This is a genomic window from Sporosarcina sp. FSL W7-1349 (assembly GCF_038003045.1).
Taxonomy (GTDB): domain Bacteria; phylum Bacillota; class Bacilli; order Bacillales_A; family Planococcaceae; genus Sporosarcina.
In genome coordinates, this window is record NZ_JBBOOK010000001.1 from 104686 (window position 1) to 127893 (window position 23208).

Below are 23208 nucleotides of genomic sequence, written 5' to 3' on the forward strand. Positions count from 1 at the left end.
GAGGGGGCTTTTGGAGTGGAGGTGGTTGAAATGGGAACCTGCCTGACCAATGGAGTCGAGTTGTATTATGAGGTGGCGGGGGAAGGGGAAGCGCTCGTTTTCACGCATGGTGCTTCCTGGGATCATGCACAATGGCGGCCGCAAATGGAGCACTTCCAAAAGAATTACCGGACGGTCGCGTGGGATGTCCGGGGGCACGGCCATTCCACCTTGCCGGATGGGGAAGTGGATTCGGAAGAGTTCGCCCGCGATCTCATTGGGTTACTCGACCATTTACAAATAAAAAAAGCGCATTTATGCGGGTTGTCGATGGGGGGCCATATTTCTCTTCAAACCGCCATCCGATACCCGGATCGGGTCATTTCGTTAGCATTAATCGGCACGCCTTTTACGAATGTTTTTAATTGGTATGAGAAATTATTGGTTCCCTTCAATCGGTTTTCCAATTTATTCATTTCGATGGACTGGATGGCCAGCATGCAGGCAAGTATGTTATCCCGGTTTAATCCAGATAATAAACGCTACATTGAGCAAGCCGTAAGCAACATTCCGAAAACCAATTGGATTCGGCTCTGGGACGCCATTACGAGAATGGAAAGTAAAGAGGAGTTGGCAAAAGTCGAATGCCCGACTCTCATTCTATACGGCGACCATGATACAATGGTTCAGCGGCAGCAGGAATTCATGCATCGCACCATTCCCTTCTCCATCTTGGAAGTCATTCCAAATGCGCATCATGCAACCAATCTGGATAACCCGGAGGCGGTCAATCTAGCGATGGAGAAGTTCTTACGGGGAATTCAACAGGCAAGGAGTGAAACATAATGGAACCTTTTATTCAAAGTGCTCAGTTTAATTTCATCAAGTTTCAAATTAAAAATTTAGTGTATGGACATGCCTCGGCGAAGGACGCGGGGGTGATCCGTGCTTTGGAATCTTTGACGGTGGAAAAGGTTATCGGGCTGTTCGGCGAATTGATGGATGAACAGAGGCAAGTGCTGGAGCCGATTTCAGAAATTCGGGAACCGTTAGAGGCGGACCAATATTTGATTCAACTGAAACGGTATGTACTCCCTTTTCCGTCCGTGGAGGAGAAGGAAATCCGTAAATTGTTTTCGAAAGTGAAAAAATTGACGATCCCAGTTTTGGACAAGTTGGACCTCCAGGAAATTTCCTACCTCGGCTGGAACGACACCGGTTCGAATAAAAAATATATCGTCGTCCCCCAAGATGGGAAACTGATTGGAATCCAAGGGACTTTTCAACGTTCCACTAAAAAAGGGATTTGTGCTATCTGCAATGGACATGAGGAAGTCGGCATGTTCACGGCGGGGACAAGAAGGTCGGGGCAAGACACGTACACAAAAAGAGGGAATTATATTTGCGTTGATAGTATGGCTTGCAACGAGAACTTGACCGATTTGACGAAGCTTCATGATTTCATCCAATTGCTGCAGAAGTGATTACATTCTTTAGGAAAGAAAACGCGCGGACTTACATATATATCTAGAAAGTCGAAATGCTAGGTGGGGTTCCGTGTTTTTCTTACAGAAAGCGATCCGGATTATATTGGGCAGTGTCTTGGTGGCGGTCGGCATCAATTACTTTCTGTTGCCATTCAATTTGCTGGAAGGCGGTGCACTGGGCATCAGCCTTATTTTCCATTACCTCTATGACATTAAAGTCGGCCTGACTTTTTTGCTCATCAGTCTACCGATTTTTTTCCTGGCTTGGATGTACTACCGTCCCTTTTTTTACAATGGCATTCATGGGATGTTGCTGTCGTCGGTTATCATCGATATGTTCTATCCGCTTCGTGAATGGGGCGCAGCTCATGCCGTATCTCCTTTATTAAGCGCTGCGGGTGGGGGGATTTTGATCGGAATCGGTGTTGGTTTCATGCTTCGTTCGGATATTAGTATCGGCGGGACGGATCTGCTTGCCCAGATGATTGCCAGAAAGTTGAAGATCAATTCGGGCGTGATGATTTTCTGTTTTGATATCTTGGTCGTCACTGTCGGAAGCCTTGTCCTCCAATCCGCCTCCATCCTGCTGTCAGTGACAACAGTGCTATCGGTTGGTGTGACAGCGAGTTTATTAGTAGCGGCGCCTTCCTTTCGACGGGAAAGGCTCCATTATCGGAATCATTAACAAGCCATGCGAGGAAAAAGCTGAAAATACCCTGCAATTCCAAAAAATGCGGTATACTGAATCTACTGTGTTTTCTAGAATTAAGAAAGAATGTGGGGTATCAAATGACAACAACTACAGAAAGCAATAAGCTCGGAAACCCCGTCTATCCGATCATGTTTGCGATCGGCGGTGTCCATCTGCTCAATGATTCGCTCCAATCTGTCATTCCCGCAATGTTCCCGGTTTTGGAGGAAGCAAGAGGCTTGACGTTCAAACAGCTCGGGTTCATTTCCTTTGCGCTGAATATGGTGGCTTCTGTTTTACAGCCGGTCGTCGGCTATTACAGTGACCGGAAACCGCGTCCGTACGCGTTGCCGATCGGGATGACATTCTCCTTGGTTGGAATCGGGGCGCTGGCTTTCGCCCCCGAATATTGGATGATTCTATTGTCGGTTATCTTCCTCGGATTCGGATCCGCTGTCTTTCATCCAGAAGGCTCCCGGGTTTCCTTCATGGCGGCGGGATCGAAGCGCGGACTTTCCCAATCGATTTATCAGGTTGGTGGAAATTCCGGACAGGCATTGGCGCCTTTGATCAGTGCCTTCATCCTTGTGCCGCTCGGGCAAAAAGGGGCGGCCTTGTTCATGGTAGTGGCGGCAGTCGCCATTTTCATTCTGTCGAAAATTTCAGCCTGGTATAAGCAGCAATTGGAACAGGAGAAGTTGAATAATCGCAAGAAGGTCCTTTTATCGTCCATGGCTAACTTGACGAAAAAGCAAGTCGGCATTGCATTGACCTTGCTGTTGATGGTCATTTTTGTTCGTTCCTTTTATGTAACGAATATCACGAACTTTTACATATTCCATTTGATGAGAGAATACGGGCTCGCCATCGACAAGGGACAACTGATTATCTTCCTGTTTTTGGCACTTGGCGCGGTCGGAACCTTTTTCGGCGGCCCGATGGCGGATCGGATCGGACGCAAGAACGTCATTGTCCTGTCCATTGCCGCTCCGATTCCACTGACCCTATTATTGCCCTATGCTCCGTTATGGGCAGTCATCATCCTGCTCATTGCCATTGGATTCTTTATCATGCTCAGCTTCTCGGTCACGGTTGTCTATGCACAAGAACTCGTACCGAGTAAAATCGGAATGATGGCCGGTTTGACCGTTGGATTAGCGTTCGGCATGGGGGCAATCGGCGCAGTCGTCATCGGAATTTTAATGGATGAAATCGGCATCTATATGACGATGATCATTATCTCCTTTCTACCGATTCTCGGACTCGTCGGTCTCGCCTTACCACGGGACGGCAAAATTACAGCAGCAAACGGGTAAACATGTGGAAAACCTGTCTTCTTGGCTTCGGCTAAGGAGGCAGGTTTTTTGTTATGAAATGTGTGGGGACAGTGGTGCCGCCCTTAAGTTTGTCTTGCGTGCGCAAAGTCCGTGCCATGCGCTCATAAATTCCAGCCATTCGCTTATAAGTTCACGTTGTCCGCTCATAAGTCCATGTCACCCGCTTAAAAGTTCACGTTGTGCGCTCATAAGTCCTGCCGTTCGCTTATAAGCTTGCAAGTCCGCTCATAAGTCCATGTCGCCCGCTTATAAGTTTGCATTGTCCGCTCATAAATCCCAGCCGTGAGCGCATCATTTCCCCCCGGACATCTTTCACCCCCACACCAAGCTCAGCAAGAAGGAATTCCTTTACAAACTACGCAGACAGGAGTATACTCAAGTAATTACCTAGGTAAATAAAAGGAGATAAAATCATGAATCCACTTATTCACGAACTGTTTCAAAATACTCGCCTGATCAGCAGGGAATTGAACCAAGCGTTAAAAGCCCATGACTTATTTGCGGCACAATGGTCCGTCTTATTCTGTGTTGACCAACATGGAGAGATGAGTTTGACGCAAATTTGGAAATACTTAAATGTGGAAGCGCCGACCATCACCCGGACCGTGAATCGACTGGAAGAACTCGGATGGCTGACGACGCATCCCGGAAAAGATAAACGCGAGAAGATTGTGCGATTATCCGAAATGGCTGAATCTAAGATTCCAGCTGTCAAAGAATCCGTCATTGAATTTGAACAAAGTGTTTTAAAAGGTATGTCCATAGAAGAACAGACAGTTTTAGCGCAATTGCTTAGAAAAATGACGAAAGGAAGTTGAAGCTCGTTTGAGTAATAAAGAACCGATATGGACCAAACCTTTTATTAGTTTATTTGCCACTAACTTATCCATATTTATCGTATTTTATGGATTGGTTACCGTATTGCCGTTGTATGCAAAGGAACAACTGAGCCGTACAGATGAAGAGGCCGGTTTATTGATGACCATTTTCATGATCTCGGCAATCCTTGTCCGCCCGTTCACCGGAAAAATCCTGGATATCGTCGGGAAACGGAAGATGTTGGGGATCGGCCTCATTTTTTACGTAGTGTGTACATTCCTTTATTATTTCATCTTTCCGTTTGAGGGATTGCTGGTCATCCGTTTTGTGCAAGGTGTCTGGTTTAGTATCGTGTCGACGGCGACCATCTCATTAGCGGCGGATTATGTGCCGGAGAGTCGGCGGGGCGCCGGGCTTGGGTATTTTTCCATGTCCTTGAATCTGGCAGTTGTCATCGGTCCGTTTATCGCGTTGACCATTATTCAGTCTTTTTCCTTTGACATATTCTTCATTCTCCTCAGTGTGCTCATGGCGATTGGCGCCTTGGCTTCCCTTACATTACCTCCTGAACCGGTCCAGCACCGGCCATCTGGTAAATTTACAATCACTATTAATGATTTGTTTGAGAAAAAAGCTTTGCCTGTTGCCATTTTTGGCTGTGTCATCGCTTTTTCCTATGCAAGTGTTCTGTCCTATCTTTCGATTTTCGCGCAGCAACAAGGATTGCTTGATTATGCAAGCATCTTTTTTGTCGTGTATGCGGCTGTGATGTTAATCAGCAGACCTTATACAGGAAGGCTTTTTGATGAAAAAGGACCAGCTTATGTCATCATCCCAGGTCTCATCTTCTTCATTATCGGCTTCTTCCTGCTTGCGGATGTGCATTCGGTCTTTGTCTTTTTGTTAGCGGGCGCATTCATCGGCTTTGGGTATGGATCTATTTTGCCGAGCATGCAGACTCTGGCGGTCCAATCCACAGATGCTTCACGAAGCGGTTATGCCACGGCCACTTTCTATACCTTATTTGATTCGGGGATTGCGGTAGGTTCCTATGTGCTCGGTTTGATCGCCGTCTATACGGGGTACCAGACCGTCTATGTTTTATCTGCCGGAATCGTAATAATGGCACTACTTGGCTATTTGGCACTCGGAAAGAAAAAGAAGGCTTTTCGATAAATTTTTTGGCTAGGTTCCTATGTGGGGAGCCTGGCTTTTTCCACTTGACAAGAATTATTAGGGGGTGGCTTTTTGGACAGTTCTGCGATTTCGGTAGCTGTCATTCTGAACTGGAAACCCATCACCGTAAGGCCGGCGGATGTCCGTCAATTTAAACGGGTGAAGAGGGGAGTGAAAAAGAAGAAGGAACGGAAACCCAAACGGGAAAAATAGAGCCGATTGAGTAATCAAAACGCCAGACAGCAATCGCGTCTGGCGTTTTTCTATTCCTTTTCATAGATGCGGATCAGAGCTTCCTTGAAAGGCTGCCTGATATTTACGTCCGGTGATATGGACATCACCTTTTGTTCCGCATCCATTACGGAATCGGCAAGTCCGAGTTGGAGTAAGACGGCTGCAGCTATCGTCCCGCCACGGCCCCGTCCTGTATTGCAATGAAAGTAGACGTTTTTCCCCGACTCGTAATCATCAATCACTTTTTGGACAGCTTCCTGGATAGACCCGTCCTGTCGTTCCACGTCATCGACAATTGGTTGATGGACGCTGATTTCGGTTGATAAAGGCCCTTTCACTTCTGCCCGTAAATCATAAATCACGTCAATTTTCTCATTTTCGAGCAGCTCATCGATTGCATGGATGCCGCCGATGAAAATCCGATCATCGATCAATTGGCGGTAATTCGGAGATTCCATTTCCTGACACCTCATTTCATGACTCTGTTCAATATCCATGATACAGTGAATAGGAGGGAATTCAAATAGGGAAGGAGAATTTCAATGTGTGGGCGATTCACATTATTTGCTCCGTATTATGAAATAGTAAAACGTTTTGATATTGAATCTGCGTTTGAAGAAAGCGATTATGTACCTAGTTATAATATCGCTCCATCCCAACAGGTCGTCGCCATCCTAAATGACGGTGAAAAGAACCGGCTTGGCCATCTGAAATGGGGGCTGGTTCCGTCCTGGGCAAAAGAAGAAAAAATCGGTTATAAGATGATCAACGCCCGGGCAGAAACCGTCGCAGAAAAACCGAGTTATCGGAATGCGTTCAAGAAAAGAAGATGCATTCTTCCGGCGGATTCCTTTTATGAATGGCAACGGAAAGATGGTGATAAAATCCCGATGCGCATCAAGTTGAAAGGTGACGGCCTCTTTGCAATCGCCGGCCTTTGGGAGGCATGGAGAAAGCCCGATGGCAGCATGCTCTATACATGTACAGCGATTACGACTAAGCCGAATGGGTTGATGGAGCCGATCCATGATCGAATGCCTGTCATTTTACGGAAGGAAGATGAAGCAGCGTGGCTTGATCCAAAGAATGAGGATATTCATTTCCTGGGAAATATGTTGAAACCATTTGATGAGGAACAAATGGAGGCGTATATCGTATCTTCGAATGTGAACTCGCCAAAAAACAATGAGGAATCATTGATTATTCCAATATGTTGAAGGGGGATTGGCATTGTTAGCTGATTTGATGAAAAAATCTAATTATATTATTGTTTATTCTGGTGCAGGTATGTCCACGGAGAGCGGACTGCCCGATTTTCGATCTGCTAAAACAGGGCTATGGGAGAATGAAGATCCCGCGCAGGTGGCCAGCACGGAAGCGATGAACAAGGACGTGGAACGTTTTTTTGAATTTTACAGGAAGCGTGTATTGGGAGTGAAAGACTGCCAGCCTCATATTGGGCATGAGCTGCTCGCGAAATGGGAGAGGGAAGGCATTATCCAAGGCATCATCACGCAAAATGTCGATGGCTTTCATTCGGTCGCCGGATCGGAAAATGTGATGGAACTGCACGGCACTCTACAAAAGGTTCATTGCCAAACTTGCGGCAGGGAGTACGAGAATACACGGTATGAGGAGCAAGCTTATTATTGCGAATGCGGAGGAAAACTTCGACCTTCCGTCGTACTATTCGGCGAAATGTTGCCGGAGGAGACCTTTATGAAAGCGACTAGGGAAAGTGAACAAGCCGATTTGTTCATCGTCCTAGGCTCATCGCTGATCGTCACTCCCGCCAACCAATTCCCGCTAATTGCGAAAGAGACAGGAGCCAAGCTTGTCATCATCAATTTAGAGCCTACCTTATTCGACGGCTATGCGGATCTGGTCATCAATGACCGGAAAATCGGGGAAGTGCTGGAGGAAGCCGATCAACAGTTATGAATGAAGAAAACCTGTCATCTGCCAAGTTTGCAGAGGACAGGTTTCATTCACGTAAAGGACATCAACCGATCGAGTGGACCCTCCGGCTGAATAATGGTTTCCAAGTCTTTGATGGGAATTGGGAAGTAAGGAAACCCCCAATAATACGGGGTGATTTCATATAATTGGAAGTAGATGACGATGGAGGTGTCCGCCAGATAGAAATCCTGGTCCGGCCGAATCTCCTTAAATGGAGGGTCCAACAAATCGACATTCCAGCGTTGCATCTGCTTCCTAATGATCGAAGACAAAGTTTCTACATAAGGGCTGTCTTGTTTAAATAACTCCTTCAATGTATATTGCTTGCCGGTTTTCGTGTCGAAGGTCAAGGAACGGACGACCGTCATTCCGTGCGCTCCGCCTGTAAACGAGTAGACAATCAGGTTCAAGCTAAGAATGCCGCGTTCATTCGTCTTTACCTCATAACTGGCCAGCAATTCCACCAAGTTTTTATCGTAATAATCTAGGTCTATTAAGATTTGATTCAATAGCTCAATGATGGCATGGTTCATTTTACTTTGTACTTCACTGTTTTCTAAATGGACGATAACAGGATAATAGACATTCACTTTGGGTGAAACATTCGGCAGTTTCCGGGTAACAATTGAAACAGGAAATTCCATTCATAACCCCTTTCCTTCTCTGTCGAGTAATCCATCATATGACAGGCGGGCCGGATCTAATCAAAGAAATCCCCAATTTCTGCAAGATTCAATCATACACCACTTTCGGTGCTGTCCGGATAATCACTTCCCAGTTCGTGCCGGTGCCGACACGGTAGGCGTCTGCAAATGAACCTTGGTTAATGGCGATGCCCAAATTATCAAGGGAATTGATATAAAGAAGCGGTTCGCCGATATGGGAGTCGGCAAAGGAACGGCCGAATTTCAAAATGTTATTGTAGATCGTCCGCCCGTCCGTCGTAATGGAAACTTCATAGGAACTTCCATACGGGCCGGCAATGTCATTGAATTGAAGTCGGCTAATATTCGTCCACAAGTTGCCGAATGGCCGGTCGATGATGTCAACAATCCCGGTGATCACCTCGTCTTGAATTGTAGAGTTTTTCAAAGGAAGTTCGATCAAGGTCGCCGGGTCTGCAGCATTACCGACATCCTCAAAACCAATGAGTCCGGCCGCCAAACGGGCACCCGTATAGGCGAAAATATCGCGTCCATGGAATGTATGAGATTCGCCTGATTTCGGAAGGCGGTTTTTCGTTTCATCGATGATCCGGACATCCGTGATGCCGACAAATCGTTTTAAATGGGTGAGCGTACCGTTATCCGGTGTGATAATCGTATGCCCATTTGCCGTCTTTGCGACGACTCCCCGCCGATCCGAGCCGACCCCCGGATCGACAATGGAAACGAAGACTGTGTCACTCGGCCAATATCCGACAGTTTGCAATAAACGGTAGGATGCTTCCCAAATATTATATTGGGGAATCTGGTGAGTGATTTCGAAAATCGGAATGCCCGGCTTCACCGAATTGGCGACTCCATGCATGGCACTGACCGCGCCATCCCCTTTTCCGAAATCCGATTGAAATACCAATAAACCATTGTTCATCTACTTCCACTCCTCGCCAGCGTAATAAAAAAATCCCGCCCTCTGCAATCATTCGATTGCAAAGGACAGGATCGATTCCCGTGGTACCACCTTTGGTTCATTGCCCATTCACAAGGACAATCTCAGCAAGTGCAAAATCCGGTCCAACAGGATTTTAGACTTGTGGTATAGATAACGGATACCAAATCCCGCTGCCATCTACTAATGCGAATTAGCGCACGTTCAATGCAGAGCTCAGAGGCCATTTTCAAGTAGTAGTTTTCCGCTTCTTCTCAGCTATCGAAGCTCTCTGTAAGGAACCTTGCCACTTTACTTTTCTCTTCATCGCCAACTGTATTACCCATAATTTACACGAATGCTCTTAGGGTGTCAAATTTTTCTTCAGCCCATCATGTAGTCAGGCATCTTCTGAGAACCGGCTTTGCTATTTTGTGGTAGACTTTACAGAGGCAATCTCCTTGAATATCATATCGAGAAAAGGGTGGAAATGTGGATAAGCGACTCCAAAAAATTGTAGATCAAACAAGAACGGATTTTGGCTTGGAAAATTATGATTTAGGCCGGCATGGGATCTATAAACGCTTTAATGATCGAGAAGAAAAAGAATATTACTTCAGTATGGAATGGTTTCCGAACGATATTCAGGAACCGGTGGAAGAGGATGAAAATCCGACGGGTACCGCGAGTATCGAGTTCAATCTTCAACAGCAACGGTATGACAGTGCCATCTTTGTTATGCAGACATCCTATTCTACGAAAACTCCATTTATAGAAAAGACGCCTGAGGAAGTCGGCGAATGGGTTAAGCAATATACCGGCTTAGAAGTAGGGAAGGAGCTGCGCCTATCGGAGGCTTATGAGGATGGATTCCTGTTCAAAGTGGAAATCGATGGAGTCCGACTATCGCCCGGTTGCACAATCGAAGTGAAATTTAACGAAGAAGGCCAATTACTCTTGTATTCCAAAATAGGAGATTTTCCAAAAGTGGAAGAAGTTATGCCTGCCGAATTTTCATTAACGCTTGAAGAAATAGAGCCAATCGTGAAACAACAGCTCCAATTAATTCGGTTTCCTTCTGAATCGGAAAAACGCTTCGTTTCTGTCTATGCGATGGAAGAAGTGTTTGTGAAAGCGGACGGATCAGGGACGATCCCGTTTTTCGTACATGAACGAACAGAACGGATTATGAATGAAGTAATGGAATGGGATAGCCCGCTTACGAATGAACTGCATCGGGAGCCGATTTTCACTAGTCAGGAAGTGACTGTTGAGGAAGCTTTCAATCATCCGGATGTCGAAGATGAACACCGACTGACCGAGGAAAATATAGAGCATTGCAAAGTGGTCACACGTGATGTATTGCGAACGCTTTTTCCGGAGGAAGCTGGTTCTTGGATATTGGGAACGATCGGCCGTTCAGAAGACTTCATAACAGCGAAATGCCATCGATCCAGTGAAGTTCCAGCGTTTTTTAATCGGAAAGTGGTCGTGATCATCGAGCCTGGGACCTATCGTTTGCTGAACTATATGGACAATTTGGAAATGGTCCGTCTATTCGACGGCTATTCGTCAGCAGTTGACAGCAGAGTGGTCGCAGAAGAAGCATTTGAGAAGATGACGTCATTTATTACACTCGAACCTACTTATGCCTTTGACCCTTCCGCAGGTAAATACGTGCTGTGCGGACTGCTAGATGCGGAAGAATGTGTAGACGCGGTGACGGGCGAAATCCGGTTGCTGGGGGATCTATGAATTTCTACACAAAAGCCTATGAATAAACAATGAACAAAAGCGCAGGGTGCTTGCTCAGCTAAGGTCCGCAGTCTAAGTTCGCCGCGTTCTGCGGAAACGGCTGCATGACCGGCATCCTGTCGGCCTCAGGCATAAGACGAAGATGCGGCGTGGCGCTTTTTGCCACAGAGCAGCTTTGGCTTATGGCCCCGAGCCTCTAGCGCCCGGAGCTGGACGGAAACAAACCCAGTTTCGAAGGTTATCCACATGCTCAGAATTTATAATTTCCTAGATGACAAGAAAGCTGTGAAACTGCTCACAGCTTTTTTAAAAAATTTCCGCTTTACTTTTGAAAAGGGTTATATTAATATATGATTATCAAAGTTTCCTGTGGGAAACAAATTTTTTTATTCGAAAACTTGCGCAAGGGAAAGAAATTTATTTTTTTAATTGAAAAGTTGCACTTAGGAAACAAAATGAGCATACAATGAGAAACCAAACGTTCTTTTTATATGGGATAAATCTCTTGCATGGAAAAAGTTGCACGGGGGAAAGTATTTTAGTTGAATTCATACAAAAGAAAGAAGAAAGTGGGAGGGAAACAAATGATCGACTCTGTGACAGTGAATAATCTCAGCGTATCCTATTATGGAAACCAAGTGGTGAAGGATGTCTCTTTTTCTTTCCCATCGTCCAGCCTGATCGGAGTCCTCGGACCAAACGGGGCGGGCAAATCGACATTAATGAAAGCGATGCTTGGATTGATACGAAAGGATAGTGGTTCTGTTCTGATCGGTTCACGCCCGATCAAGGATTTCAGGAAAAAGATCGCGTATGTGCCGCAAAGGTCCAATATCGATTGGAATTTTCCAATCATCGTTAAAGATACGGTGCTTCTGGGAACGTATCCGAATGTCGGATTATTGCATCGTCCCAAAAAATCGGATAAGGAATGGGCGATGGAATGTCTGAGACGTGTCGGGATGGAAGATTTCGCCGAAAGGCAAATCGGCGAATTGTCGGGTGGGCAGCAGCAACGCGTCTTTCTTGCGAGAGCACTTGCCCAAAAGGCAGATTATTTTTTCTTGGATGAACCGTTCGTCGGCATCGATGTCTCCAGTGAGGAAGTCATCATTAATATATTGAAGAGTCTGAAAGCGGAAGGTAAGATCGTCTTTGTGGTGCATCATGACTTGTCGAAGGTGAGATATTATTTCAATGAGCTAGTTTTGATCAATAAAGAATTGATCGATGCAGGTCCTGTCAACCAAGTGTTCCAGCCGAACAAAATGTCCAAAGCGTATCAGCGTAGCTTTTCGATGCTAGGAGATTTGGAGGTTACGGTGTAATGGACTTTATTAATGATTTGATGAATTATGGATTCCTCCAAAAAGCCTTTGCCACTTCCGTAATGGTTGGTATCATCTGCGGAATCATCGGCAGTTTCATTGTTTTGCGCGGTATGGCATTAATGGGAGATGCCATTTCCCATGCGGTCCTGCCGGGAGTCGCAATCTCTTATATGCTGGGCGTCAATTACTTTTATGGTGCGGTCTTCACCGGCGTTTTAACAGCTCTTGGCATCGGTGTGATCAGCCAAAACAGCCGTGTGAAAAACGATTCTTCCATCGGCATCGGATTTTCCGCGGCCTTTGCATTCGGAATCATACTGATCACGAGAGCAGGAAGTGCGACTGATTTGACTCAAATCCTATTTGGTAATGTGTTATCCGTCCGGTCTTCTGACATGTGGCTTACTTTAGTAATTGGCAGTCTCGTCATTCTGGTCGTAGTGTTATTCTTCAAGGAACTGCTTATTTCCAGTTTCGATGAAACGATGGCAGCGGCGTATGGTTTAAAAGTGCGAATAATTCATTATGGAATCATGTTCTTACTGACATTAGTGACGGTAGCTTCTTTGCAGACAGTGGGTGTCATTTTGGTCGTGTCCATGTTGATCACCCCGGCGTCTACTGCGTATTTATTGACGAATCGGTTGTCGGTCATGGTAGTGTTGTCCGCATTCTTTGGAGCGCTTTCTGCCATTATCGGCCTGTATGTCAGCTTCTTGTACAATATGCCATCCGGACCGGTCATCGCATTGGCGGCAACGTCTTTATTTGTCCTGGCATTTTTGTTTTCGCCGAAACAGGGAGTTGTATGGAGAGCGCTGCGATCAAACGGAAAACAGAAAATGATGGTGTCCTAATTTCATCTAGAACCGGAATCCCGGTTTTTCTATAAATTATTTATTAAAGGAGTAGAGACCAAGAAATGAGAAAATTAGCGATGTGGTTTGGTGTATCCTTGCTCGCTGTCTTTTTACTGGCAGCTTGCGGCAATGGAAACACAGGAGAGGGAAATCAGCAAGGCAAAAATCCAGACAATGATACAGCCGCTGCAACAGGGGACTCTAAAGACGATAAACTGAAAGTTGTCACGTCGTTCACGATTATCGCCGATATGGCAAGACAGATCGGCGGGGATGCGGTCGACGTGTACAACTTGGTGCCAAGTGGTACAGATCCCCATGAATATGAACCGTTACCGGATGATATCAAGGCCGCTACCGATGCCGATATACTTTTTTATAACGGTTTGAATTTGGAAGGCGGGAAAGAGGGTTGGTTCTTTAAAATGATTGGAACCGTCGGCCAAAAAGAAGAAAATGTCTTTAGTGTAACGGAACGTGTTGAGCCGATGTATTTGACGAATGAAGATGGAAGAGAAGAAGAAATCAACCCACATGCTTTCATCGACCCGGCTGTCGGTATTAAAATGGCGGAAGATATGCGGAATGTGCTTGTCAAAAGACATCCTTCCAAGAGTGATGAAATACAAGAGCGCGGCGATGAGTATGTAGCGCGTTTGAAAGAATTGGATGAAGAATATGAAACACGCATTGCCGACATCCCGGAAGAAGATCGGATTTTGGTGACTAGTGAAAGGGCATTCCAATATATGACCACGCATTATGGTCTGTATGAAGCATATATTTGGGAAATCGACACAGAAGAAAACGGCTCACCCACTCAAATCAAAAACCTTGTGACATTTATCAAAGAAAATGAAGTGCCGGTCCTGTTCCTGGAGTCCAACGTCGACCCTCGTCCGATGGAGACGGTCTCCAAAGAAACCGGTGTGCCGATTGCGGAGAAGGCTATCTATTCAGATGAGATCGGCAACCCTGGGGATGAGATCGATACGTATGTAAAATATTTGGATTACAATATTAACCTTATCCATGATGAATTGAGCAAGAATTAAGTAATAGGAATTCCTCCCTTGAAGGGATTCGATAAGGAAGCTACTGTAAAACAGGACATCCGTATTCGGGTGTCCTGTTTTCATGTTTGCGGGGGGATATGCCAAGGACTTCTGCCTAATATTTAGATAACTACGTACTATTTCGCTTCAGCAAACATACCTTCTGTTTCACAGTCAGTTCTTGTAAAATAGAAATAAAGAGAAGTAGGGGGAGATCAAATTGAAATTTTTCCATACGGCGGATTGGCATTTGGGCAAGCTGGTCCAGGGTGTATATATGACGGAGGACCAGCGGCATGTGCTCGATCAATTCATCAAGGCCATCATCGAAGAGAAACCGGATGCGGTCGTCATTGCGGGAGATTTGTATGATCGGGCGGTTCCACCAACGGAAGCGGTGGCGCTGTTGGATGAAGTTCTCGAAAAGATTGTCATGGAACTAAAAACGCCGGTTCTGGCAATAGGCGGCAATCACGACAGCCCGGGGCGAATCCATTTCGGAAGCAATATTATGCGAGCCAATGGACTGCATATGGTAGGCCAGATGACGAAAGCATTGGAGCCGGTCGTATTGGAAGACGAATTCGGCGAGGTCCATTTCCATCTGGTGCCGTTTGCTGACCCTTCCGTCGTCAGACATCTTTATGAGGATGAATCCGTCTCGAATCATCAGGATGCGATGAAAAGAGTGGTCGACGGCATCCGCCAAAAGCTGTCGGCGGAAGCCCGCCATGTTTTGGTCGGACATGCTTTTGTCACGCCTCACGGGGAAACCGCCGACAACACAAGCGATTCGGAACGGCCGCTTGCAATCGGCGGGGCGGAATATGTCGCCGCTCATTTATTCGAACCATTCCATTACACGGCACTTGGTCATTTGCATCAAGCCCACCATGTGTTGCATGAAACAATCCGTTATGCGGGATCACCACTTAAATATTCGATCTCCGAGGAACGGCACCAGAAAGGGTTTTTCATCGTAGAAATGGATGGGGACGGCGAGGTCACCGTCGAGAAAAAGTTGTTGGACGCACGGCATGATATGCGGACGGTTGAAGGCCGCTTGGCGGATCTTTTGACGCAACCGGTCAATGAGGATTATGTCTTTGTCAAACTGCTTGATGAAACCCCGGTTTTATTTCCAATGGAACAGGTGCGTACTGTTTTCCCGAATGCGATGCATGTGGAGCGGAAAATGACAGTCCAACCTTCGATCGGTAGAGGAGAAAAACAGGCGATAACCGGTAAACAGGATGATTTGACTTTATTCAAATCGTTCTACGAAGCGGTCAAAGGGGAAGCGGCCGATCAAGAGACGTCCGACCTGTTTACGGAAGTCCTGCTCGAAGTCATGCAGAAAGAAGGGGATTTGAAATGAAACCGATCCAATTGAAAATGACGGCATTCGGACCATACAAACATACCGAAACGGTTGACTTCACCAAGTTGCAAGACCATCGGCTGTTTGTCATTTCAGGTGCGACAGGCTCGGGGAAGACGACGATTTTCGACGGCATCTGCTTTGCCTTATACGGACAGGCAAGCGGGGAAGACCGGGCCGATTTGCGAGCAATGCGAAGTGATTTCGCCGATGATGGCGTACAGACATCGGTGGAATTGATATTCGAATTACATAATCGGCGATATCGGATCATGCGTCAGATCCCTTATACGAAAAAGGGGAATAAAAGCGAAACACTGGCCAATTGCGAGTTCTTCGAACTGACGCCGGACGGGGAAACCCCGTTTGTCGACCGGCAGATTGTGACGGAAATCAATAAGAAAGTCGTGGATCTGATCGGCTTCACCCAAGCACAGTTCAGCCAGATCGTCATGTTACCGCAAGGGGAATTCCGGAAGTTCCTTACATCCACTACCGATAATAAGGAAACGATCATGCGGAAAATCTTCAAAACGGAACCTTACAAGGAGATTGAAGCGCGATTAAAAAGCCGGAAAGACCAGGCCCAAGCGAAATGGTCAACCGAAAACCAGTCGAGGGAGACATTATATAGCCAAATCCCATCATTGCTTCCGAACCGGGATTCCCAGATTTTCAATGTCCTGGCCACGGGGCAATACAATGCCCATCAAGTCATACAGGCGTTACAAGAGGAATGGGTGTTTTATTCAGAGAAAACGGCGGTCATGAAACAGTTATATGAAGAAAGCTACACCAGACACGGCAAAATGCTGGAAACTTATCACGACGCCAAAAACATGAACGACCGCTTGACCGAACTGAAAGGTAAAGAAGAAGCGCTAGCCGGGTTGTATGAACGAAAACCGAGTATGGATCGAAAAGAAACACGGTTGGCCGACGCGGAACGGGCGGTTGCCATCAGTGAAATCGAATTACAGTTCCACCAATTGGAAGGGGAGACGATTTCCAAAACAGCAGCACTGGAAACTGCGGAAAAAGAGGCGATAGAGGCAGAAGGCTTTGCAGCAAAAGCTGATGCGGATTACAAAGCGGAGGAAAGCCGGAATCCGGAGCGCCAGCAGTTGACGGAACGATTGATCCGCTTGAAGGACCACCTGCCGACCGTGATGAATCTGGCGTCTAAAAAGGAAGAACTTCAACAAATCGAACAGCGAATCGCCGCGTTGAATGTTGCCTTATCCACCGTTACTGAAAGAGTTGCCAATGGAGTGGAGCAAGTCGGACAACGGAAAACGGAAATCGGTTTGCTGGATCGGCAATTGTTGCCTTATGATGAAAAACTGGATCAGTTAAATGACGTGAATGAGAAGGTCAAATGGATGGAGGACATCCAAAAACTGCAACAACAGATCCAATCGCAGGAAGCGGAAATGGCAGATAAAAAATTGGCTTTTGAAAGTTGCCAAAGGGATTATGAAGGATTAGAACAGCAATGGTTGGCCAACCAGGCACTGGTGCTGGCGGAGCGTCTGCAGGAGGGGGACCCTTGCCCAGTTTGCGGAAGCGAGCATCATCCGGCTCTCTTAAAGGACCATTCAGATGAGAACGTGACCCGTGAGGAGTTGGAGCGGGCGAAAAAGCGATTAGCGGAAAGCGAAAATGCTTACCGTACTGTAGCAATCCAACAGCAACATGCGGGAGAACGGCTAGAGGAAATCCAGAACAAATGGGAAGTGCAAGTGGATTACGCAGGATTGCTTGAACAGCAGCGGGAACTTCAAACGGAAGTGGCGAATATGCGAAACAGCCGCGGGAAGCTCGTTCAGTTGAAAGAAGAGATGGAAAAACAGGAAGCGTTGCTCGTCAGGCTGCAAAATGACAAATCGGAGAATGAAAGATCCCTCGCCGAATTGCAGCAGGAATTTAATATGAAAGAAGCTGTGCTCAAATCAGATCTCGATAAAGTACCGGAAGAAATGCGGGAGTTGAATGTCCTTCAACAACGGATCACAGAAACTGAGAACCTGAAGAGTAAGTTGGATGGCGCTTGGCAAAAGGTGCAGGAAATCCGCGAAGCCGCGAAAGAAAGGCTTGTAGCCGCCCAATCATCCGTGGTTCATGCAAAGGGTTCATTGAAGGAGAGTATCGAGAAGAAGGAAATGGTTTGGAAACGATTTAAAGAAGCTCTTCAATCATCCGATTTCCCTACCGAAGCAGCTTATCGGGAAGCGAAAATGCAAGAGGCCGATCGGCAGCAGCTCAAACAGCAACTTGCTGCATATGCACAACAAGTCCATACACTCCAGGAGTCCATCGCAGAATTAAGAGTGATTGTGGAAGGCCGGGAAATGATGGATTTAGCCCGATTGGAATTGGAAGTTGAACGATTGAAAGAGGAATATGAAAAAGCGTTGGCGGAGTATCATAGTTGTCAAGAAAACGAGAAGGCGGCACGCGAGGTAAAAGAAAATATTGAGAAGGCGACGTTGGCCATTGAACAGGTGGAAGTCGAGTATAGAAAGATTCTGGACCTTTACGAAGTGGTGAAAGGGGATAATGGAGCAAAATTATCCTTTGAACGTTTTATCCAGATCGAGTATTTGGAAAGGATTGTCCAATCGGCAAATGAACGATTGAGGGAAATGTCGAATGGCCAGTTTGAATTGATCTGCAGCGCAAGGAAGGAAGCGCATGGCAGGCAAAGCGGCTTGGGCCTTGATGTGTATGATGCCTATACCGGCGCCAATCGGGATGTCAAGACATTATCGGGGGGAGAAAAATTCAACGCATCCCTTTGTCTGGCGCTTGGCATGGCGGACGTCATACAAAGTTTCCAAGGATCCATTTCAATCGATACGATGTTCATCGACGAAGGATTCGGCTCATTAGATGAAGAATCACTGCATAAAGCGATCGATGCCTTGGTCGAACTCCAAAAATCAGGGAGAATGATCGGCGTGATTTCGCACGTGGAGGAATTGAAAGCCGCCCTCCCGGCCATTTTGAAGGTGGAGAAATTAAAAGAAGGCCATAGTATGACAAAGTTTATTATCAAATAAATTCACTCAACCCCTTTGCAGGATTGAATCCGCAAGGGGGTTGGTTTTTATAAATTAATGAATAAATTCAATATTTAAAATTAATTAATACGTTGCATTTTCATGACAAAAAGGGTATCATTATTTTCTGTAATATATTGCATTTTAGATTGAGAGGAAGCAGTCCTATGCAGAAAAAATTATCTTTTTCTTCTTACCTTGTTATAGGAGTCATGTTATTTGCGTTATTTTTCGGCGCAGGGAACTTGATCTTTCCAGCACAACTTGGTCAGAATGCCGGTTCAAACATAATTCCGGCCGTTATCGGCTTTTTAATCACTGGCGTCGGTTTGCCATTTTTAGGAGTTTTGGCAATGGGATTTTCAGGAAGTCGGAATCTCCAAGACCTGGCGAGCCGGATTCATCCAGTGTATGCAATCATCTTCACGTCGCTTTTGTATTTGACGATCGGGCCGTTCTTTGCGGCACCGCGGACAGGAGCGGTAGCGTTTGATATCGGGATTTCACCGTTTGTCAGTGAAGGGGCGATGCAAATAGCACTCGGTATCTTTACATTCCTCTTTTTTGCCATCACGTTATGGTTGTCCTTGAATCCGTCCAAAATTGTCGACCGGGTAGGGAAGATTTTATCGCCAGGGATTATCATATTACTTCTGGGCTTACTCATTATGGTTGTCGTAAAGCCGATGGGTGCCATTCAATCACCGGAAGAGGCCTATGCAAGCGGAGCATTTGTAAAGGGGTTTACGGAAGGCTATAACACGATGGATGCCTTGGCTTCCCTCGTATTTGCGATTATCGTCATCAATGTAATCCGTTCGATGGGCATTACAGATCGAAAAGGGATCTTTGCAGCAACAGCGAAAACGGGTATCGTGGCAACTGCTTTTCTAGCGCTGCTCTATGTGGGAATTGCTTATTTGGGAGCAGTCAGCACGGAGGCGTTTGGTCTGTCTGAGACAGGTGGTCAAATCCTGTCGCAAGCATCAGAGTATTATTTTGGAACTCTTGGTTTGGTCTTACTGGCCATCGTCATCATCTTGGCTTGTTTGACGACGAGCATTGGGTTAATTACCGCATGTGGCGAGTATTTCCATACGATCATTCCGCAAATCGGTTATAAAACATTTGTAATAATTTTCTCGACGTTTTGCTTTATCATTTCAAATTTCGGTTTGTCGAATATCATTACGTACTCCATTCCAGTATTGATGTTCCTATACCCGTTAGCTGTTGTGTTAATGCTGTTGACCTTTCTATCTCCACTATTCAAACATTCGCAGCTGGTCTATGTGTCCGCGACCATTGTCGCCTTTTGCATCGGGATTATCGATGGATTGAAGACGCTTTGCCAGTCACTTGAAATCGAATACTTCGGTTGGATGAAACCGATCATTTCCTTCTATGAAAAAACATTGCCGTTCTACAGCGACGGACTTGGATGGGTCTTGCCGGTGCTCGGTGTCACCCTTGTCACAGCGCTCATTGCACGAGTACGGAATCATCCAACTGCGGAAGCCTAATATAAGAAAAGCCGAATCCCCGGTGAGGGAATTCGGCTTTTCTTATGCTTTCTTCAATGCGTAAAACTCGTCAATCGCCCGCAGCCAGTTCTCCCGCATGACGTTGGACACTTTCATCCTGTCGCCTTCCTGCATGAGCCGGATAACTTCGTCGTGTTCCTCAATCGACTTTTCGGTCAGCACAATCGAGTTATGGAAAAAGAGCCGCCGGACATGGACTTGCAGGGATTCGACCATGGAAAGGATATAGGAGTTATTGGCGGCGTCGACAATGATCTGATGAAACTCCTCATCAATTTTCAGTGCGGAAAAGTAATCTTCAGAGCGCACCGCCCCAGCAAACCGTTTATTTGTCTCTTTCAATAATTCAAATGTTTCCTCAGTTAAATGGGGAATGGCCAGTTCAGCTGACAGGGCCTGTAACGCCGCAAGCGGGGGAAGCAGGTCATTGATCGCTTCTTTTTCCACTTCTGTCACCTGTGTCGCCTTACCCGGATACATTTTAACGAAACCTTGGACTTCCAACAGTTGCAACGATTCCCGGATCGGTGTCCTGCTAACGCCCAACGCTTCTGCGAGCTCTGTATCGTTCAATTTTTCGCCTGGCTGTAACGTTCCATCAATGATCCAGTGTTGAAGCTGGTTGAAGGCCGTCTCTTTCGCAGTTCTCCTGACTGGAGTGGAATGTTCTGTAGGTATCGGCATTGCGACTCACCATCCTGTTCAATATTCATTTAGTATACAGTAAAATGTTCCAAGAATAAAGTATGCAATATATTGTATGTACTCTATACTGGCTTTTTTTAATGAAAAAATGTTTGTAACAATATGTTCGGGGTTTAATAAGTAAGAAAGTTTTATGTTTAAATGAAAGGTGTATGACTTTTTTACTAAAATGGACAGTTATAGGACAAAGAAATGCTAGACATGACAGCATTCGACCTTATTTCGGGGTGAAGTTACATGAACATTAAAAACATTCCCCCCAAAAAATCTAAGATTTCTCTCAATTGCAACTCGATTATCGAGTTTTCGTTTACAAGAGTCCAAACGTGCTAAGATGAATGAAAAGATGATGATACCAGTGGTTCGCTTGCTTTTTCTTCTCCTGTGAAGTCATCGGATTCCCCTTATTCCCCCATTTGGTTTCGTTGATGATTTTATTAATATGGTACTCGTTTTGTAATATAACCTTTCTTTTTGTAACGTGAAAGGTTATTTGTTGTAACCGTTTTGTAATATTCGACTGCTAGACTGTGTGTAGACTAAATCGCAAGGAGAAGAGCTATTGAGAAAATTTCTTGGGACCCTCATTATCGTAATTGCTTTATTGGTCAGCGGTGCGAATGAAGGCTTTGCCGCATCGTCCACGTACACCGTAAAGAAGGGCGACTCGTTATATAAAATCGCGAAAACGCATCAGGTGTCGGTTGCCCAATTGAAATCCTGGAATAATCTAAAATCGAATACGATCCATCCAAAACAAAAATTGAAAGTGGTGGCTCCGAGCAAGGCAGCCACAGCGAAAAAAGCAGCTAAACCGGTCGCGAAAACCCCATCGCGATCAGATGAAGGGAACGTCGTGAAAGAATTCACGGTTTCCGCCAGCGCCTACACGGCAAATTGTAACGGCTGTTCGGGTGTTACAAAAACCGGTATCAATTTGAAACGGAATCCAGATGTTAAAGTCATCGCAGTCGATCCGAATGTGATTAAACTGGGATCGAAAGTGTGGGTGGAAGGTTACGGCCACGCAATCGCCGGAGATACCGGAAGCGCCATCAAAGGGAATAAGATAGATGTATTCTTCCCGACGAAAAGCCAAGCATATCAATGGGGACGCAAAAGCGTTAAAATCAAGGTATTGGAATGATAAAGAACCAACCTCTTCGGGTAAGAGGTTGGTTCTTTACGTTCCCGGGAAGTGAAAAGGTGCTACGTCTTCAAACCAAATCATTGGAAAACGAACAGTTTAACTGAAATAGCTTTAATCAGGGTTCCTTTGTTGTGGAGTCAATTATTGCTTTCACTTCCTCAACGGACATTCCAGTGACCTCGGCAATAAAAGAGAGAGGAGTGGACTTCTCATAGAGCCTTTGAACAATTTCTATTGCTTTAGCCTCTTGTCCCTTTTCTCGTCCCTCTTCTAAACCTTGTTCTCTCCCTTTTTTTATTCCTTTTTTTATCCCTTTTTCAAATCCCTCCTCTTCGGCATCGGCCAACCGCTGAATATGATCCCGTAACGCAATCTCTCGATTGATGGCGAGTTGGACTGTTTCGGGGTCCATGCTTAACCGTTTGATCTCTTCGAAGGCTTCTTTGAAAGCGGAACTTTCCATAGCGATTTCCTCCTTAGTCTCATAATCTCCTTTGAAAAAAAGCATCCATTTTTCCAGATTGTCCATTTCTTTCGATGATTTTTCCTGCTGTTTGCCTAATTGCAAGACATGAATCACCAAGTGGTTAGAAAAGACGATACCGGAAGTTGGTTCTATTAATTGGAATGTACTATGAATACCGCCAGAAGGCAACATTTCAAAATCAACAATAATAATTTGTATGACTTTTTTCAAGTTCACATAAGGTTCACTGCTTTTTATCTGCGAGGCATACGTTTTTGACCAATAGTACAGCACCCTTTCATTGAAGGCCTTATGCCGTTCCAATTGTACTTCGATGTTGATCTGCTCCCCGGTTCCCGTTATCGCCCTTAGATCCAAGATAGACAATTTATCGGATGAATGCCCCATCTTGTTTGTAGGATCAATAACTTTCAAAGAGATGATGGTCCCGCCTACAATCGAGTTGACGAAATGCAAAAGCAGATTATTGTTTCTTACATCCGTGAAAAACGATTTGAAAACAAAATCATTGCGCAGTTCAAGCAGTTTCACGCCGTATTGTCCGGGCTGCTCTTTCACCATAGCGACCAAAACGACACCCCCTAATTTATTAATTTCATTATAAAA

The 23208-nt window shown here is 45.7% G+C and carries 22 protein-coding genes and 1 other annotated feature; of the genes, 17 read left to right on the plus strand and 5 right to left on the minus strand.

Going from position 1 to position 23208, the window contains the following annotated elements:
* Positions 1-15 precede the first annotated feature (15 nt).
* The 7 genes from MKY41_RS00570 (at position 16) to MKY41_RS00600 (ending at position 5702) form a co-directional block, all read left to right on the plus strand.
* Positions 16-825, plus strand: a complete 810-nt coding sequence (locus MKY41_RS00570) for an alpha/beta fold hydrolase (RefSeq protein WP_340743205.1) — start codon at positions 16-18, stop codon at positions 823-825.
* Positions 825-1463, plus strand: coding sequence for a FusB/FusC family EF-G-binding protein (locus tag MKY41_RS00575; RefSeq protein WP_340743206.1), 639 nt, complete (start codon positions 825-827; stop codon positions 1461-1463). Before MKY41_RS00570 ends, MKY41_RS00575 begins: the two co-directional genes overlap by 1 nt.
* Positions 1464-1536: 73 nt before the next feature.
* Positions 1537-2151 (plus strand): YitT family protein, encoded by a 615-nt coding sequence (locus MKY41_RS00580; RefSeq protein WP_340743207.1) that lies wholly within the window; start codon positions 1537-1539, stop codon positions 2149-2151.
* Between the two features lie 104 nt (positions 2152-2255).
* A complete protein-coding gene (locus MKY41_RS00585) occupies positions 2256-3473 on the plus strand; it encodes an MFS transporter (RefSeq protein ID WP_041075730.1) in 1218 nt (405 codons plus the stop codon).
* Positions 3474-3907: 434 nt separating this feature from the next.
* Positions 3908-4312, plus strand: coding sequence for a MarR family winged helix-turn-helix transcriptional regulator (locus tag MKY41_RS00590; RefSeq protein ID WP_340743208.1), 405 nt, complete (start codon positions 3908-3910; stop codon positions 4310-4312).
* A gap of 7 nt (positions 4313-4319) precedes the next feature.
* Positions 4320-5489, plus strand: coding sequence for an MFS transporter (locus MKY41_RS00595; RefSeq protein ID WP_340743209.1), 1170 nt, complete (start codon positions 4320-4322; stop codon positions 5487-5489).
* A 72-nt stretch (positions 5490-5561) separates the two neighbouring features.
* Positions 5562-5702, plus strand: coding sequence for a hypothetical protein (locus MKY41_RS00600; protein WP_340743210.1), 141 nt, complete (start codon positions 5562-5564; stop codon positions 5700-5702).
* A gap of 50 nt (positions 5703-5752) precedes the next feature.
* Here the strand turns inward: MKY41_RS00600 and MKY41_RS00605 are convergent, their stop codons facing one another.
* Positions 5753-6181 (minus strand): protein-tyrosine phosphatase family protein, encoded by a 429-nt coding sequence (locus MKY41_RS00605; protein ID WP_340743211.1) that lies wholly within the window; start codon positions 6179-6181, stop codon positions 5753-5755.
* 84 nt (positions 6182-6265) lie between these two features.
* Between MKY41_RS00605 and MKY41_RS00610 the strand changes: the two genes are divergently transcribed.
* Entirely contained in the window at positions 6266-6940 is a 675-nt protein-coding gene (locus MKY41_RS00610) for an SOS response-associated peptidase (RefSeq protein WP_340743212.1), read from the plus strand.
* A gap of 13 nt (positions 6941-6953) precedes the next feature.
* Positions 6954-7664 carry an NAD-dependent deacylase gene (locus tag MKY41_RS00615; RefSeq protein ID WP_340743213.1) on the plus strand — a complete coding sequence of 237 codons (711 nt, stop codon included), beginning with the start codon at positions 6954-6956 and terminating at the stop codon, positions 7662-7664.
* A gap of 47 nt (positions 7665-7711) precedes the next feature.
* On the opposite strand, the gene MKY41_RS00620 is transcribed toward MKY41_RS00615, so the two are convergent.
* Together MKY41_RS00620 and MKY41_RS00625 are read right to left on the minus strand one after the other, a co-directional pair.
* Positions 7712-8326 (minus strand): DUF3298 and DUF4163 domain-containing protein, encoded by a 615-nt coding sequence (locus MKY41_RS00620; protein ID WP_340743214.1) that lies wholly within the window; start codon positions 8324-8326, stop codon positions 7712-7714.
* Positions 8327-8414: 88 nt separating this feature from the next.
* Positions 8415-9275: an SAM hydrolase/SAM-dependent halogenase family protein gene (locus MKY41_RS00625; protein ID WP_041075716.1), complete on the minus strand. Its 861-nt coding sequence runs from the start codon at positions 9273-9275 to the stop codon at positions 8415-8417.
* A 58-nt stretch (positions 9276-9333) separates the two neighbouring features.
* Positions 9334-9609: a binding site (T-box leader), on the minus strand.
* A 155-nt stretch (positions 9610-9764) separates the two neighbouring features.
* Here MKY41_RS00625 and MKY41_RS00630 point away from each other — a divergent pair.
* The 7 genes from MKY41_RS00630 to brnQ all read left to right on the plus strand — a co-directional run bounded on the left by MKY41_RS00630 (position 9765) and on the right by brnQ (position 20239).
* Positions 9765-11027 (plus strand): hypothetical protein, encoded by a 1263-nt coding sequence (locus tag MKY41_RS00630; RefSeq protein WP_340743215.1) that lies wholly within the window; start codon positions 9765-9767, stop codon positions 11025-11027.
* A 584-nt stretch (positions 11028-11611) separates the two neighbouring features.
* The gene (locus MKY41_RS00635; RefSeq protein ID WP_340743216.1) at positions 11612-12355 is read left to right on the plus strand and encodes a metal ABC transporter ATP-binding protein; all 744 of its coding nucleotides are present in this window, start codon (positions 11612-11614) and stop codon (positions 12353-12355) included.
* The gene (locus MKY41_RS00640; RefSeq protein WP_340743217.1) at positions 12355-13215 is read left to right on the plus strand and encodes a metal ABC transporter permease; all 861 of its coding nucleotides are present in this window, start codon (positions 12355-12357) and stop codon (positions 13213-13215) included. The genes MKY41_RS00635 and MKY41_RS00640 overlap by 1 nt, the downstream gene beginning before the upstream one ends.
* A 65-nt stretch (positions 13216-13280) precedes the next feature.
* Entirely contained in the window at positions 13281-14273 is a 993-nt protein-coding gene (locus tag MKY41_RS00645; RefSeq protein ID WP_041075708.1) for a metal ABC transporter solute-binding protein, Zn/Mn family, read from the plus strand.
* A gap of 220 nt (positions 14274-14493) precedes the next feature.
* Positions 14494-15651, plus strand: a complete 1158-nt coding sequence (locus MKY41_RS00650) for an exonuclease SbcCD subunit D (RefSeq protein ID WP_340743218.1) — start codon at positions 14494-14496, stop codon at positions 15649-15651.
* Positions 15648-18716 (plus strand): SMC family ATPase, encoded by a 3069-nt coding sequence (locus MKY41_RS00655; RefSeq protein WP_340743219.1) that lies wholly within the window; start codon positions 15648-15650, stop codon positions 18714-18716. Before MKY41_RS00650 ends, MKY41_RS00655 begins: the two co-directional genes overlap by 4 nt.
* A 167-nt stretch (positions 18717-18883) precedes the next feature.
* Complete coding sequence (gene brnQ / locus MKY41_RS00660; RefSeq protein WP_340743220.1) at positions 18884-20239, plus strand: branched-chain amino acid transport system II carrier protein; 1356 nt, start codon at positions 18884-18886, stop codon at positions 20237-20239.
* 42 nt (positions 20240-20281) lie between these two features.
* On the opposite strand, the gene MKY41_RS00665 is transcribed toward brnQ, so the two are convergent.
* Positions 20282-20944, minus strand: coding sequence for a GntR family transcriptional regulator (locus tag MKY41_RS00665; protein WP_340743221.1), 663 nt, complete (start codon positions 20942-20944; stop codon positions 20282-20284).
* A gap of 583 nt (positions 20945-21527) precedes the next feature.
* Here MKY41_RS00665 and MKY41_RS00670 point away from each other — a divergent pair.
* Positions 21528-22112: a 3D domain-containing protein gene (locus tag MKY41_RS00670; RefSeq protein ID WP_445683292.1), complete on the plus strand. Its 585-nt coding sequence runs from the start codon at positions 21528-21530 to the stop codon at positions 22110-22112.
* Between the two features lie 118 nt (positions 22113-22230).
* Here MKY41_RS00670 and MKY41_RS00675 read toward each other — a convergent pair whose 3' ends face one another.
* Positions 22231-23163, minus strand: coding sequence for an Rpn family recombination-promoting nuclease/putative transposase (locus MKY41_RS00675; protein WP_340745595.1), 933 nt, complete (start codon positions 23161-23163; stop codon positions 22231-22233).
* Positions 23164-23208: the final 45 nt, after the last annotated feature.